The sequence below is a fragment of the Halomonas saccharevitans genome, assembly GCF_032333995.1.
GTDB classification, from domain to species: domain Bacteria; phylum Pseudomonadota; class Gammaproteobacteria; order Pseudomonadales; family Halomonadaceae; genus Halomonas; species Halomonas saccharevitans.
Genome location: NZ_JAVXUR010000002.1, coordinates 144,147 through 157,398, shown reverse-complemented (window position 1 = coordinate 157,398; position 13,252 = coordinate 144,147). Strand labels below are relative to the sequence as shown.

Here is a 13,252-nt window from a genome sequence, read left to right as displayed (position 1 = left end):
TTGGCCCCATCCCGCCACCCAGGAGCCGCGATGCCCCCTGAGACCCTGCCCCGGCCCGCGCCGATCACCCCCGACGAATACCGCGCCCGTCGACGCACCCTGATGGCGCAGCTGCCCGCCGGCAGCGCCGTGCTGCTGCCCGGTGCCGCGCTGGTCACCCGCTCGCGCGACAGTGAATTTGCCTTCCGCCAGGACAGCGACTTCCATTACCTGACCGGCTTCCCCGAGCCTGAGGCGCTGCTGTTGCTGCTGCCCGGCCTCGAGGGCGGCGAGAGCGTGCTGTTCTGCCAGGATCGCGACCCGGCGCTTGAGACCTGGATCGGCAGGCGCCTGGGTGCCGAGGGCGCGGTGCAGGGCCACGGCCTCGACCAGGCCTTCGAGAATGCCGAACGCGACGAGCGCCTGGCCACGCTGCTGGAGGGCCGCGAGGTGCTCTACCTGCCGCTGGACGATGCCGGCGCCCTGGCGCTCGCCGAGGAGGTGCGCGGCGAGCTGACGGCACTCGCCCGCCGTGGGGAGCAGGCCCCGAGCGCCTTCGCCGACATCAGCGGGCTGATCCACGAGCAGCGCCTGATCAAGAGCGCCACGGAGCTCGCGCTGATGCGCCACGCCGGGGAGGTCTCCGCCCGAGCCCACGCGCGCGCCATGAGGGCCTGCCGCCCGGGGCTCTCGGAGTATCAGCTTCAAGCGGAGCTCGAGCACGAGTTTCGCTGGCAGGGAGGCAGCGGGCCGGCCTACGCCAGCATCGTCGGTGGCGGCCCCAATGCCTGTGTGCTGCACTACATCGAGAATCACGCTCCCCTGGTGGACGGGGAGCTGGTGCTGATCGATGCCGGCGCCGAGTTCGATCTCTATGCCGGCGATATCACCCGCACCTTCCCGGTCAACGGCCGTTTCACGCCGGCCCAGCGGGCCCTCTACGAGGTGGTGCTGGCGGCCCAGGAGCGCGCCATCGTGGCGGTGCGCCCCGGTACTACCCTGGCGTCGATCCACGCGGGCGTGGTCCACGACCTCACCTCCGGCCTCATCGAGTTGGGGCTCCTGGCGGGTGACGTCCAGGCGCGCATCGACGACGGCAGCTACCGGCGCTTCTATCTGCATTCTACCTCCCACTGGCTGGGCCTCGACGTGCACGACGTCGGCGCCTATCGCCGCGAGGGCGAGCCGCGGGCTCTGTGTCCCGGCATGGTGCTCACCGTGGAGCCCGGGCTCTACGTGCCCGCCGACGACGACCTGCCCGAGGCCTTTCGGGGGATCGGCATTCGCATCGAGGACGATGTGGCGGTCACCGCCGAGGGCGGCGAGGTGCTGACCTCGGCGGTACCCAAGCGGGTGGCCGATATCGAGGCGCTGATGGTCGGCGAGTGATCAGTTTTTGTGAGGATGCAGATGCCTTTATGTAATGTACGTTATGAAATAAAGAGGCGGTGACCATGGCGTCGACGCGGGAAGCGCGGTTAGAAGGTGTGGAGAAAAGAAAGGAAGAGTGGGTCGATATCGCCATCGTCGGCGGCGGCCTGGTGGGGGCCAGCCTGGGCTGCGCTTTGGCCGCCCTGGTCGAGCGGACGGGGCTCAGGGTGGCGGTGATCGAGCCGGCGCCGCTGGATCGCCAGCTGGCCGAGCCCTGGCAGCCGAGCTTCGACGCCCGGGCCAGCGCCATCGCCAGCGGTTCGGCCCGGCACTTCGAGCGCCTGGGCGTATGGGAGGCGATGGTCGAGCAGGCGGCACCGATCCGCACCATCCACGTCAGCGAGCGGGGTCGGCTGGGCGCCACTCGGCTGCGCGCCGCGGAGCTCGGCGTCGCGGCGCTGGGGCACGTGGTGCCCAACGCCTGGATGGGACGCGCCCTGCACGGCCGGCTGGGCGAGCTGCCGGTGGACTGGCACTGCCCGGCGAGCGTGGAGGCGATCGCGCCCGTCGCCGAGGGGCATCGGCTCACGCTCTCGGACGGCAGCACGCTGGAGGCGGGCCTGACGGTGCTCGCCGACGGCGGGCGCTCGGGGCTCAAGGAGCGCCTCGGTATCGAGAGCCGCGAGCGGCCCTACGACCAGGTGGCGCTGATCTCAAGCGTCGAGGTCAGCCGCCCCCATGACGGTATCGCCTATGAACGCTTCACGACCGAGGGCCCCATCGCCCTGCTGCCGCTCCCGGATCAGGCCATGGAGCTGGTCTGGACCCACCCGCGCGGTGAGGAGGCCCGGCGGCTAGCGCTCGGTGATGGCGACTTCCTGGCCGAGCTGCAGCGCGCCTTCGGCGATCGCGCCGGGCATTTTCGCCGGGTCGGCCGCCGTTACGCCTACCCACTCTCGCTGGTCACGGCGCGGGAGACGGTGCGCCCGGGGTTGGCGGTGCTCGGCAACGCGGCCCATTCGCTGCATCCGGTGGCCGGCCAGGGGTTCAACCTGGCGCTGCGCGGGGTGATGGACCTGGTGGCGGCCATCGAGGCCGGCGGCGAGCGGGGCGAGGCGCCGGGGAGCGCGGCGGTGCTGCAGGACTTCGAGGCGCGCCGCGACGGCGACCGCCAGGAGGTCATCCGCTTCAGCGACGGCCTGATCCGGCTGTTCGGCCTCGACCATCCGGTGCTCTCCCATGCCCGGGCGGCGGGGCTCGTCGGGCTGAACCTGGTGGGGCCGCTGCGCCGCACCCTGGCGCGGCGGGCCATGGGGCTGGAACGATAACGCCAGGGTCGGCAAGGTTAGACGCTGTCAGGATAGGGACGGGTACGCACACGATGAACAGACCGAATGGCCATCCGGGCCATCACGAGGAGCAGGCATCATGAGCGCAGAACCGCAAGCCGCGCCGCAGGCGTTCGAGGCGATCATCGTCGGCGGCGGCATGGTGGGCGCGACCCTGGCCTGCCTGCTGGGCCGAGCGGGGCTCTCGGTGGCCCTGCTGGATGCCCGCGAGGCGCCCCTTGATCAGGAGGCCGCGGGCAGGGGGGCACCCGCCATGCGGGTCAGCGCCCTGACCCCGGTCTCCCGGCAGCTGCTGGAGGGGCTGGGCGCCTGGCCGGCGATGGCCGCGCGCCGGGTCAGCCCCTATCGCTTCATGCAGGTGTGGGACGGCGAGGGCAGCGGGGAGGTGAACTTCTCCGCGGAGCAGGCCGGGGTGCCGCTGCTCGGGCACATCGTCGAGAACGACGTGACCCTGGCGGCCCTGGAAGCGTGCCTGGCCGAGTTGCCTTCGGTGACCGTGCGCTTCGACGCCCGGGTGGCCGAGCTCGATACCGAGAGCGCGGGCGAGCGGCGCACGGTGGTGCTGGAGGGCGGCGAGCGGCTCCAGGCGCCGCTGATCGTGGCCGCGGACGGCGCCCGTTCGCCGCTGCGTGAGCGGGCCGGCATCGAGACCCGCGAGCGCGACACCGGCCAGGTGGCGGTGGTCACCACGGTGCGCACGGCACGCGATCACGGTGGCGTGGCGCGCCAGGTCTTCCTGTCGACGGGACCGTTGGCCTTCCTGCCGCTCTGCGTCGAGGGCGACGCTCGCCACTGCTCGATCGTCTGGTCGACGACGCTGGAGGAGGCCGAGCGCCTGACGGCCCTGTCCGCCCAGGCGTTGGGCCAGGCGCTGGGCGCGGCCATCGAACATCGCCTCGAGGAGGTGACGGTGGTCGACCGGGCACTCGCGGTGCCGCTCATCCAGCGCCACGCCGAGCACTACGTGCGCCCGGGTTTCGCCCTGGTAGGCGATGCGGCGCACAGCATTCACCCCCTGGCGGGCCAGGGGGTGAATCTGGGGCTGATGGATGCCGCGGTGCTGGCCGAGGAGGTGGTCGAGGGGCGCCGGCGGGGGCTGTCACCCGGCGACGAGCACGTGCTGTCCCGCTATGCCCGTCGGCGTCGCGGGGACAACGCCACCATGCTGGCGCTGATGGATGGCTTTCGGTTGCTGTTCGGGGCGCGCCATCCGGCGCTGACCCTGGCGCGCAATCTGGGGCTTTCCGGGGTGGACCGGCTCGGGCCGCTCAAGCGGCTGCTGATGCAGCAGGCCACCGGCCACCGCGGCCGGCTGCCCGCCGCCTGTCGCCCGTTCAGCCGTCGCGACGCTGGCTGAGCACGTTGAGGGCCTTGAGCAGGTTCAGGGCTTCGCCGAGCTGGTAGTCCTCGCGCAGCCGCTGGCTCACCTCGCGGCGGGCCCGCTGCTCATCGGGGGCGTCCAGATGACCCTCGAGATCCGCCTCGCGCACATCCAGGCGACTGCTCTCGGCGACCTCCAGGCGGCCGCGGATCACCTCCACGTCGGGCTCGATGCCCTGAGCCTGGATCGAGCGGCCGTCGGGGGTGAAGTAGAGCGCCGTGGTCAGCTTGAGCCCCTCGTCGTTGCCCAGCGACATGATCTGCTGCACCGAGCCCTTGCCGAAGCTCTGGGTGCCCATCACCACGCCGCGGCGCTGATCCTGCAGGGCGCCGGCGACGATCTCCGCCGCCGAGGCGCTGCCGCCGTTGATCAGCACCACCAGCGGCACCTCGGGGGCCGCGGTCTCGCGGCCCGCGGAGAAGCGCATCGCGCTGTCGGCCAGGCGCCCCTCGGTGTAGACGATCAGCCCGCTGTCGAGGAAGGCGTCGGCTACGTCAACCGCGGCCTGCAGCACCCCGCCGGGGTTGTTGCGCAGGTCGAGCACCAGGCCGTCGAGGGGCCCGTCCTGTTCCAGGCTTTCCAGGGCCTCGTCGACCTGCGCTCCGGTGCGGCTCTGGAACTGGCTGACGCGCAGGTAGCCGTAGCCGTCCTCCAGTAGCTCGTGCTTCACGCTCCGGGTGCGGATGACCTCGCGGGTCAGGGTGACCTCCAGCGGCGCGTTGGCATCTTGGTGGAGGATGGTCAGCCGCAGTTGGGTGCCCGGTTCGCCGCGCATCAGATTGACCGCCTCCTGCAGCGAGAGCCGATCGGTGGGGGTGTCGTCGATGCGCAGGATCCGGTCTCGGGAGCGCAGGCCGGCCCGGGAGGCCGGGGTGTCGTCGATCGGCGTGATCACCGTCAGCTGACCCTCCTCCATGCCGACCTCGATGCCCACGCCGCCGAACTCGCCCTGGGTGGATTCGCGCAGGCTCTCGAACTCCTCGCTGTCCAGGTAGGCGGAGTGGGGATCGAGCTCGCTGAGCATGCCGCGCATGGCGTTGCGCAACAGGTCCTCGTCCTCGACCTCTTCCACGTAGGCGCGCTTGATGCGCTCGAACACCTCGGCGAAGGCCTGGATCTCGGCCACCGGCAGGTCATCGCCCGCCCGTGGCGCTTCCTGGGCGGCGGCGGGCAGCGGAGCGATGGCCAGCAGGGCGATCGGCAGCAGCACCGACACCAGGTGGCGCGTCACGGTAGGCAGGGCGGCGGGACGTAGGGGCATGCAGACTCTCGCGGTTGCGTGGCGGGCGGCCCAGCATAGCTCGCGCCCCGGCGTCGATGGAATAGCCGGGGCGTGCGGCGACGCTCAGGGGCGGCTGGCGATCCAGCCCCGCGGGTCGATGGGCTGGCCGTTACGGCGCACCTCGAAGTAGAGCCCCGGCTGGCCCTGGCCGCCGCTGGCGCCCACGGCGCCAAGGGCGTCGCCACGGGAGACCGCGCTGCCCACGCCGGCGGAGAAGTGCTGCAGGTGGGCGTGCAGGGTCATCACCCGGTCGCCGTGATCGACGATCAGCAGGTTGCCGAAGCCGCGCATCCAGTCGGCGAACACCACCCGGCCGGGGTGCACGGCGGTGACCGGGGTGCCCTCGGCGGCGCGGATCACCAGGCCGTTGAGGTGCACTCCCTCGCCGTGGCGAAAGGTCGAGGCGATGGCGCCCTGCACCGGCCAGGGCAGCGCGCCGCGGGTCTCGTCGATGGCGGTGGAGGGGGGCGGGCGCTCGAGGCGGGCCAGCCGCTCCTGCACCTCGCGCAGGGTGCGCTCGGCATGGGCGCGGTCCTGGGCGAGGGTCGCCAGCCGGGATTGCTCGCTGGCGAAGCGCTCGTCCAGTGTCGCCACCAGCGCGGTGCGCTCGGCGCTCTGCTCGGCCAGCGCTGCGCTGCGCTCATTGAGGCGTGCCGTCACGGCCTCCAGCCGCTCGCCGCGCTCGGCCAGGGCCTGGCGCGTGTCGGCAAGCTCGCGCTCCAGGCGCTCGAGTGCGTCGAGGCGCTCATGACGGGCCCGGGCCAGGCGGTTGAGGTAGTGCTGCAGGCGGTCGAGCCGGGCCGGATCGTCCTGGTTGAGCAGCAGCTTGAGCTGGGGCGTGAGGCCCAGGCGATAGAAGGCCTCGAGCTGGACCTCGAGGGATTCGAGCTGCTCGCGCCGCTCGTCGGCCAGGCGCTCGCGCCGGGCCTCCAGATCGGCGATCTCGTCGTTCAGGGCTCGCCGCTCGGCCTGCAGCGCGTCGAGGCGGCGATGGGTCTCGGCGAGCGCCGTCTCCACCTCGCGCAGCGCCTCGCTCGCCTCGTCGCGGGCCTCCCGGGTGGTGGAAAGCTCCCCGGAGGCGGCCAGGATCTCCTCGCCCAGGGCGTCGAGGCGCGCCTGGGCCTCGCGCTCGGAGGGGGCGGCGGCAAGCGACGAGGCCGGGTTTGGCATCAAGCCGAGCGTCAGGCCAAGGCCCAGCCCCAAGGCCAGGCCGCTCAGGCCTCTCGGCCCTCTCTGCAGGGCGCGCCGCATTGCCCTTCCCTGGCGTTCCGGGCCCCGGCTCACTCGGCCTCGATCAGCACGCGTCCGGTCATCTCCTCGGGCACCGGCTGGTCCATCAGGGTCAGCAGGGTCGGGGCGATGTCGCACAGCCGACCGTCGTCGAGCAGGCGCACCGTACGCGGCCCGACGTAGATCAGCGGCACGTCGAAGGTAGTGTGGGCGGTCTGGGGGGCGCCGGTCTCGGGGTGAACCATCTGCTCGGCGTTGCCATGATCGGCGGTGATCAGGCAGGCGCCGCTGACGCGCTGGATCGCCTCCACCACTCGGCCGACGCAGGCGTCCACGGCCTCGATGGCCTTCACCGCGGCGTCGAACTGGCCGGTGTGGCCGACCATGTCGCCGTTGGCGTAGTTGCAGACGATCAGGTCGTGCTGGCCGCCCTCGATCGCCTCCACCAGGCGGTCGGTGACCTCCACGGCGCTCATCTCGGGCTTCTCGTCGTAGGTCTTCACGTCCTGGGGGGAGGGCACCAGCACGCGGGTTTCGCCCTGGTACTCCTGCTCGCGACCGCCCGAGAAGAAGAAGGTGACGTGGGCGTATTTCTCGGTCTCGGCGATGCGCAGCTGGGAGAGGCCGCGCTTCTCCATCACCTCGCCCAGGGTGTTGACGAGCGCCGCTGGCGGGAAGGCGGCCGGGGCCGGGATGTCGGCGGCGTACTGGGTCAGCATCACCAGGCCGTCGGCGGCAAGCCGGGGGCGTACCCGGCGCGTGAAGCCCTCGAAGCCGTCCTCGACGAAGGCGCGGGTCAGCTCCCGGGCACGGTCGGCGCGGAAGTTCATGAAGATGCCCGCATCGCCGTCGGCCAGGGTCACCGCGGCGCCGGCGGGGCGGATGCTGGTGGCGGTGACGAACTCGTCGGTCTCGCCGCGCGCATAGGCCTGCTCGAGGCCCTGCTCGGCGCTCTTCGCCTCGAACTCGCCCGCCCCTTCGGTGATCAGGCGGTAGGCCTGCTCGACGCGATCCCAGCGGTTGTCGCGATCCATGGCGAAGTAGCGGCCTATGATCGAGGCCACGAAACCGTGCTCGGCGCCCACCAGCTCGGCGAGACGCGCGTTGGTGCGCTCAAGCGAGGCCAGAGCGCTCTTCGGCGCCGTGTCGCGGCCGTCGAGGAAGGCATGCACGTAGATGCGCCGGGCGCCGCGGCGGGCGGCCAGCTCGGCCATGGCCAGGATATGATCCTCATGGCTGTGCACGCCGCCCGGCGAGAGCAGGCCCAGCAGGTGCACGGCCTGGCCCGCGGCCACGGCGGCGTCGATCGGCGCGGTCAGCGCCTCGACGGTGGCAAGCGTGCCCTCTTCGACGGCCTTGGTGATGCGGGTGAAGTCCTGATAGACGATGCGCCCGGCCCCCAGGTTCATGTGGCCGACCTCGGAGTTGCCCATCTGGCCGTCCGGCAGGCCCACGTAGCGGCCATCGGTATGGATCAGACTGTGCGGCTGTTCCTGCCACAGGCGATCCATCACCGGAGTGCGTGCGGCGAGCACGGCGTTGTCGGTGGGCGACTCGTTGTGGCCGTAGCCGTCGAGGATGATCAGGGCTACCGGACGCGGGGTACGGGGTGCGGTCATGGGGGAGGGCCTCGTGGTCGTGGTCGCGCCCGGCCGGCCTGCGGGCGGCCAGGGTCGCGACTTGCATCTGCTTGCGGCATCATATCGCACGGCACCGTCGGACGTCATTTTGGCCGGCGCCCGGGCCGCGGCGCGCCGCGGCTTTGTGTATACTGGGCGCCGCCGCGACTGGCCGGCCCCGTTCACCGTGTACCCGATAAAGAGTTAGCCGAACCCATGATCGATCAGCTGTTCGAATTCGTGCAGAATCATCCCCTGCTGGTGGGGGCCTTCCTGGTGGTGTTGATCGCCTGGCTCGCCTACGAGGCCCGCAACAGCAGCGCCGGCGGCGTGACCTCCAGCGAGGCCACCCAGCTGGTCAATCGCGAGGACGCCGTGGTGGTCGACCTCCGCGAGGCCAACGACTTCAAGGCGGGCCACATCGCCGGGGCGCGAAACATCCCGCAGAGCAAGCTCGACGAGCGCCTGCGCGAGCTCGAGAAGTTCAAGGGCAAGCCGATCATCGTGGCCTGCAAGCACGGCCAAAGCGCCGGCGTCGCCCAGGCCAAGCTCACCAAGGCAGGCTTCGAGCGCGTGCTCAAGCTCAAGGGCGGCATGGCCCAGTGGCAGGCGGATGGCCTGCCGGTCGTCAAGAAATAGGCCTGGCCGTCGAGAAGCAGGCGACGCCCCCGTATTTCCCGGACCCGTTTACCCGATAGTTTCACCGGACAAAGGACCTTTCCCATGGCGGAAGAGAACAACCAGAACGCCGGCGCCGATGGTCAGGCGTCGGGCCAGCAGGACAAGCCGCAGCTGCAGTTCGCCCTGCAGCGCATCTACGTCAAGGACCTCTCCTTCGAGGCGCCCAACTCGCCGGCGATCTTCCAGCAGCCGTTCAAGCCCAAGGTCGGCCTGGACCTGAACACCACCCATCAGCAGGTCGGTGAAGACCTCTATGAGGTGGTGATCAAGGTCACCGCCCAGGTCACCCACAGCGAGGAGGGCACCACCTCCTTCCTGGCCGAGATCGAGCAGGCCGGCCTGTTCCGCATCGGCGGCCTCGAGGGCCAGCAGCTCGACCATACCCTGGGTGCCTTCTGCCCCAACGTGCTGTTCCCCTATGCCCGCGAGTGCATCGACAGCCTGGTCAACCGCGGTGGCTTCCCGCCGCTGATGCTGGCGCCGGTCAACTTCGAGGCGATCTATGCCCAGAAGAAGAAGCGCGAGGCCGAGCAGGCCCAGGCCGCTGGCGAGCAGGCGACCCAGTAAAGCCGATGCCGATCCTGATGAGCGAGAACCGCCCGTGAAGGCGCCGCGCATCCACGTCGCCGCCGACTTCCACGTCGGCGGCGACGTCGTTCTGCCAGAGGGGCCCGCTCGCCACGTGGCCCGGGTGCTGCGCCTGGGCGAGGGGGCCGTGTTGCGCCTCTTCGACGGCGCCGGCCTGGAGGCCCGGGCGGTACTCGTCGAGGCCTCCCGCAAGCGGGTGGTGGCGCGCCTCGAGGCCGTCGAGCCGGGGCGCGGCGAGTCGCCGCTGGCGGTGCACCTCGGCCAGGCGATCTCCAAGGGGGATCGCATGGACTACGCCATCCAGAAGGCGGTCGAGCTCGGGGTGGCGGCCATCACTCCGCTCTACACCGAGCACGGCGACGTGCGGCTCAAGGCCGAGCGGGCGGCGAAGAAGCTCGCTCACTGGCAGGCCGTGGCCGCCAGCGCCTGCGAGCAGTGCGGCCGCGCGACCCTGCCGCCGGTGCATGCCCCGATGGGCCTGGCCGAGTGGCTCGCCGCCCGCGACGAGGCGCTGCGCCTGGTGCTGCATCCCGGCACCCCCGGGGCGTTGGATGTGGCCGAGGCGCCCGCCAGCGCCGCGGTGCTGATTGGCCCGGAGGGCGGGCTCGCCGAGGCCGAGGTCGAGGCCGCCCGGGCCGAAGGCTTCGCCCCGCTCTCCCTTGGCCCGCGCGTGCTGCGCACCGAGACCGCGCCGGTGGTGGCGCTATCGCTGCTGCAGGCCCGCTTCGGCGATCTCTGAGCCCCGCGCTCGGCTATCCTCCTCCCTGGCTCCCCCACGCTTTCCCGCTCCCCACTCTCTACCGGATGCCCGCCATGCCCGATTCCCGAGACCGCCGTTCGCCGCGTTCCTCCGCCCCGCATGCCGCCGCCCCGCGCCGCCATCGCGCGCCTCGGGCCGCCGTCGGCGAGGTGGTCTACCTCGAGGTGGTGACCGTCAACGAGACCGGCGCCTTCCTCGACTGGGGCCACCCCCGCGACCTGCTGCTGCCCTTCGGCGAGCAGCGCTTCCGCCCCAGCGTGGGCCGGCGGGTGCTGGTGATGATCTACGAGGACCAGCAGGGCCGACCGGTCGCCTCCCAGCGACTCGACCGCTTCCTGGCCGACGAGGCCGAGGGCCTGGCGTCGGGTGATGAGGTGGCGCTGGTGATCGCCGATCAGACCGACCTGGGCTACAAGGTGGTGGTCGATCAGCGCTGCTGGGGCCTGCTCTATCGCGACGACGTGAACCGGCCGCTGCGCCGCGGCCAGCGGCTCGCCGGCTACGTGAAGCGCCTGCGCGACGATGGCCGCCTGGACCTGTCGCTGCTGCCGCCGGGGTCGGCGCGCCTCGACGTGGTCGGCGAGCAGGTGCTCAAGGCGCTGCGCGAGAGCGGCGGCTACCTGCCGCTGGGCGACAAGAGCGACGCCGGGGAGATCAAGGCGCGCCTGGGGGTGAGCAAGAACGCCTTCAAGCAGGCCATCGGCCGGCTCTACAAGCAGCGGCGCATCCTCCTGGAACCGGGCGGCATCCGGCTGGCGCCGAGCAAGGAGTAGCCCAGTGGTCCTGCGCGGATAGCGAGAGGCGCCGGGGACAGGCTGAAGGGGAGGTCCGAGGACCGGGGGGTGAGGAGCGCCGCACCGCCAGTCAGGGCCATCGCAGGTGGACCTAACGAGGGGCGCCGGGGACAGGTCGAAGAGGGGGTCCTACGCCATGGATGGCGTCGGTAGCGCCCAGGGAGGGGTTCACAGCGCCCCCTCTCAGGCCTGTCGCCGGATCAGCCCCGAGCGGCACTGTACGCACCGCGCACGCCGCAGCACTCTCCAGCTTGGTGGACGCGATACCGCTGCGGCATACTGAGCGCATTCAAACCCCGACTGGAAACACGACGCCATGAGCGAACGCGCGCTGAAGATCGGCGTGGTGATGGACCCCATCGCCGACCTCTCCTACAAGAAGGACACCAGCCTGGCCATGCTGTGGGCCGCCCAGGATCGCGGTGCCTCGCTTTCCTACCTCGAGCAGGAGGATCTGTTCCTGCGCGAGGGGCGCGCCTTCGGTCGGATGCGCGATCTCCGGGTGCACCGCGACCCCTCCCACTGGTTCGACCTGGGCGAGCCCGAGGTGGGGCCCCTGGCCGAGCTCGACGTCATCCTGATGCGCAAGGATCCGCCGGTCGACGGCCACTTCCTCAACGCCGTCTACCTGCTGGGCTTCGCCGAGCGCGAGGGCGTGCTGGTGGTCAACCCCACCCAGGCGCTGCTGGAGTGCAACGAGAAGCTTTTCGCCCAGCAGTTCCCCCAGTGCTGCACGCCGACCGTGGTCTCCTGCGACGAGGCCGTGCTGCGCGCCTTCCATGCCGAGCACGGCGACGTGATTTTCAAGCCGCTGGACGGCATGGGCGGCAGCGGGATCTTCCACGTGCGCCCCGACGGCCGCAATATTGGCGCCATCATCGAGATGCTGAGCGAGCGCGGCCGGCGCCAGATCATGGCCCAGCGCTACATCCCCGAGATCAAGGACGGCGACACCCGCATCCTGCTGGTGGACGGCGAGCCGGTGCCCTACGGCCTCGCTCGGGTGCCGATGGCCGGCGAGACCCGTGGCAACCTCGCCGCCGGCGGCACCGGGGTCAGCCGCGAGCTCACCGCCCGCGACCACTGGCTGATCGAGCAGGTGCAACCGGTGATCCGCGAGAAGGGACTGATGTTCGTCGGCCTCGACGTGATCGGCGACTACATCACCGAGATCAACGTCACGAGCCCCACCTGCGTGCGCGAGATCGACGACCAGCGCGGCACCGACATCGCCGGCCTGCTGATGGATGCCATCGAGCGGCGCCTCGACGAGCGGGGCTGACCCGGAGGGCCGGCGACCATGTCCAGCATCCTCAGCGATCCGATCCAGTACGCGCCGGTGACCCGTCCGCACCGGCACTGGCTGGCCTGGTCGCTGGCGCTGCTGCTGCATCTGGTGGTGATCGGGGTGGTGGCGAGCCGCCAGTTCGCCCCGGCACCGCCCGTGGAGCGGACCAGCGTCGACGTGGTGCTGGTGAGCCGCCCGGCCGAGGCGCCGGTGGAGGCCGAGGCGATCGCCGAGGCCGACCAGCGCGCCGCCGGCTCGCCCCGGGACCAGGCGCCGGCCGAGGCGCGCGCCGCGCCCATGGAGGCGCTGCCCGAACGGCAGGCCGCCGAGCCCGAGGTGGACCCGGCCACGCCGGCCGCGCCCCAGCAGGCCGAGGCCTCCGCGCCCGAGCGCGCCAGCGAGGCGCCGGCCGCCGAGGCCTTCCGCGAGGCGCCATCGACCCCCGAACCGCGCGAGAGCGCCCCCCAGTCCGCCGAGCGCTCGGCGTCGCCCGCCGCCGCGGCCCCCTCGGCCTCGGGGCGCGACCTGCTCGCCCAGGCCACCGCCAGCATCCGCGACCAGGGCCTCTCGCCGGAGTACGCCGGCGAGCAGCCGGGCGAGGGGCGTCCGGCCGCCCAGCAGGCCGCCGAGGCGCGCTACATCGACGACTGGACCCGCCGGGTCGAGGACTACGGCAACCGCGTGCATCCGGCGCCGCGCGAGCTGGCCGGCCAGCTGCGCATCCGGGTGGTGATCGGTCGCGACGGTCAGGTTCGCCAGGCAGAGGTGATACAATCCTCGGGACACGCCGAACTCGACCAGGCGGCCCTGGACACGGTGCACGGTGCCGCCCCCTACCGGCCCTTCGACCGGGGCATGGGCCACCTGGACAGCCTGTCCATTACGCGGGTCTGGCGATTCGGCCAAGGCAATCATTACGGCGTGCAATAA

Annotated in this window: 12 protein-coding genes; 9 read left to right on the top strand and 3 right to left on the bottom strand. The window is 71.7% G+C overall.

Annotated features, from left to right (window positions below):
• The first annotated feature begins 30 nt into the window (after positions 1-30).
• From pepP to RSO68_RS06185, 3 genes are all read left to right on the top strand, one after another.
• Positions 31-1,368 carry a Xaa-Pro aminopeptidase gene (pepP, locus tag RSO68_RS06195; RefSeq protein WP_315585840.1) on the top strand — a complete coding sequence of 446 codons (1,338 nt, stop codon included), beginning with the start codon at positions 31-33 and terminating at the stop codon, positions 1,366-1,368.
• Between the two features lie 65 nt (positions 1,369-1,433).
• Complete coding sequence (ubiH, locus tag RSO68_RS06190; RefSeq protein ID WP_315585839.1) at positions 1,434-2,678, top strand: 2-octaprenyl-6-methoxyphenyl hydroxylase; 1,245 nt, start codon at positions 1,434-1,436, stop codon at positions 2,676-2,678.
• A gap of 100 nt (positions 2,679-2,778) precedes the next feature.
• Positions 2,779-4,056 (top strand): UbiH/UbiF/VisC/COQ6 family ubiquinone biosynthesis hydroxylase, encoded by a 1,278-nt coding sequence (locus RSO68_RS06185; RefSeq protein WP_315585838.1) that lies wholly within the window; start codon positions 2,779-2,781, stop codon positions 4,054-4,056.
• On the opposite strand, the gene RSO68_RS06180 is transcribed toward RSO68_RS06185, so the two are convergent.
• The 3 genes from RSO68_RS06180 to gpmI all read right to left on the bottom strand — a co-directional run bounded on the left by RSO68_RS06180 (position 4,034) and on the right by gpmI (position 8,211).
• Positions 4,034-5,341: a S41 family peptidase gene (locus RSO68_RS06180; protein WP_089849334.1), complete on the bottom strand. Its 1,308-nt coding sequence runs from the start codon at positions 5,339-5,341 to the stop codon at positions 4,034-4,036. The two genes, RSO68_RS06185 and RSO68_RS06180, sit on opposite strands and share 23 nt — an antisense overlap.
• Positions 5,342-5,425: 84 nt before the next feature.
• Entirely contained in the window at positions 5,426-6,613 is a 1,188-nt protein-coding gene (locus RSO68_RS06175; protein ID WP_315585837.1) for a murein hydrolase activator EnvC family protein, read from the bottom strand.
• Between the two features lie 29 nt (positions 6,614-6,642).
• Complete coding sequence (gpmI, locus tag RSO68_RS06170) at positions 6,643-8,211, bottom strand: 2,3-bisphosphoglycerate-independent phosphoglycerate mutase (RefSeq protein WP_315585836.1); 1,569 nt, start codon at positions 8,209-8,211, stop codon at positions 6,643-6,645.
• A gap of 216 nt (positions 8,212-8,427) precedes the next feature.
• Between gpmI and RSO68_RS06165 the strand changes: the two genes are divergently transcribed.
• The 6 genes from RSO68_RS06165 (at position 8,428) to RSO68_RS06140 (ending at position 13,252) form a co-directional block, all read left to right on the top strand.
• Complete coding sequence (locus RSO68_RS06165; RefSeq protein ID WP_089849340.1) at positions 8,428-8,850, top strand: rhodanese-like domain-containing protein; 423 nt, start codon at positions 8,428-8,430, stop codon at positions 8,848-8,850.
• Between the two features lie 84 nt (positions 8,851-8,934).
• Entirely contained in the window at positions 8,935-9,459 is a 525-nt protein-coding gene (gene secB / locus RSO68_RS06160) for a protein-export chaperone SecB (protein WP_089849342.1), read from the top strand.
• A 34-nt stretch (positions 9,460-9,493) separates the two neighbouring features.
• Complete coding sequence (locus tag RSO68_RS06155) at positions 9,494-10,219, top strand: 16S rRNA (uracil(1498)-N(3))-methyltransferase (RefSeq protein ID WP_089849343.1); 726 nt, start codon at positions 9,494-9,496, stop codon at positions 10,217-10,219.
• 74 nt (positions 10,220-10,293) lie between these two features.
• Positions 10,294-11,013 carry a CvfB family protein gene (locus RSO68_RS06150; protein WP_315585835.1) on the top strand — a complete coding sequence of 240 codons (720 nt, stop codon included), beginning with the start codon at positions 10,294-10,296 and terminating at the stop codon, positions 11,011-11,013.
• A 337-nt stretch (positions 11,014-11,350) separates the two neighbouring features.
• Positions 11,351-12,316, top strand: a complete 966-nt coding sequence (gene gshB, locus RSO68_RS06145) for a glutathione synthase (RefSeq protein WP_315585834.1) — start codon at positions 11,351-11,353, stop codon at positions 12,314-12,316.
• A gap of 18 nt (positions 12,317-12,334) precedes the next feature.
• A complete protein-coding gene (locus RSO68_RS06140) occupies positions 12,335-13,252 on the top strand; it encodes a TonB family protein (RefSeq protein ID WP_315585833.1) in 918 nt (305 codons plus the stop codon).

What these genes read in the sequence shown, in the direction of transcription:
- RSO68_RS06175 (WP_315585837.1), bottom strand. Translation starts at nt 6,613, where the DNA reads ATGCGGCGCGCCCTGCAGAGAGGGCCGAGAGGCCTGAGCGGCCTGGCC.
- gshB (WP_315585834.1), top strand. Translation starts at nt 11,351, where the DNA reads ATGAGCGAACGCGCGCTGAAGATCGGCGTGGTGATGGACCCCATCGCC.
- pepP (WP_315585840.1), top strand. Translation starts at nt 31, where the DNA reads ATGCCCCCTGAGACCCTGCCCCGGCCCGCGCCGATCACCCCCGACGAA.
- RSO68_RS06140 (WP_315585833.1), top strand. Translation starts at nt 12,335, where the DNA reads ATGTCCAGCATCCTCAGCGATCCGATCCAGTACGCGCCGGTGACCCGT.
- RSO68_RS06180 (WP_089849334.1), bottom strand. Translation starts at nt 5,341, where the DNA reads ATGCCCCTACGTCCCGCCGCCCTGCCTACCGTGACGCGCCACCTGGTG.
- ubiH (WP_315585839.1), top strand. Translation starts at nt 1,434, where the DNA reads ATGGCGTCGACGCGGGAAGCGCGGTTAGAAGGTGTGGAGAAAAGAAAG.
- gpmI (WP_315585836.1), bottom strand. Translation starts at nt 8,211, where the DNA reads ATGACCGCACCCCGTACCCCGCGTCCGGTAGCCCTGATCATCCTCGAC.
- RSO68_RS06150 (WP_315585835.1), top strand. Translation starts at nt 10,294, where the DNA reads ATGCCCGATTCCCGAGACCGCCGTTCGCCGCGTTCCTCCGCCCCGCAT.
- secB (WP_089849342.1), top strand. Translation starts at nt 8,935, where the DNA reads ATGGCGGAAGAGAACAACCAGAACGCCGGCGCCGATGGTCAGGCGTCG.
- RSO68_RS06165 (WP_089849340.1), top strand. Translation starts at nt 8,428, where the DNA reads ATGATCGATCAGCTGTTCGAATTCGTGCAGAATCATCCCCTGCTGGTG.
- RSO68_RS06185 (WP_315585838.1), top strand. Translation starts at nt 2,779, where the DNA reads ATGAGCGCAGAACCGCAAGCCGCGCCGCAGGCGTTCGAGGCGATCATC.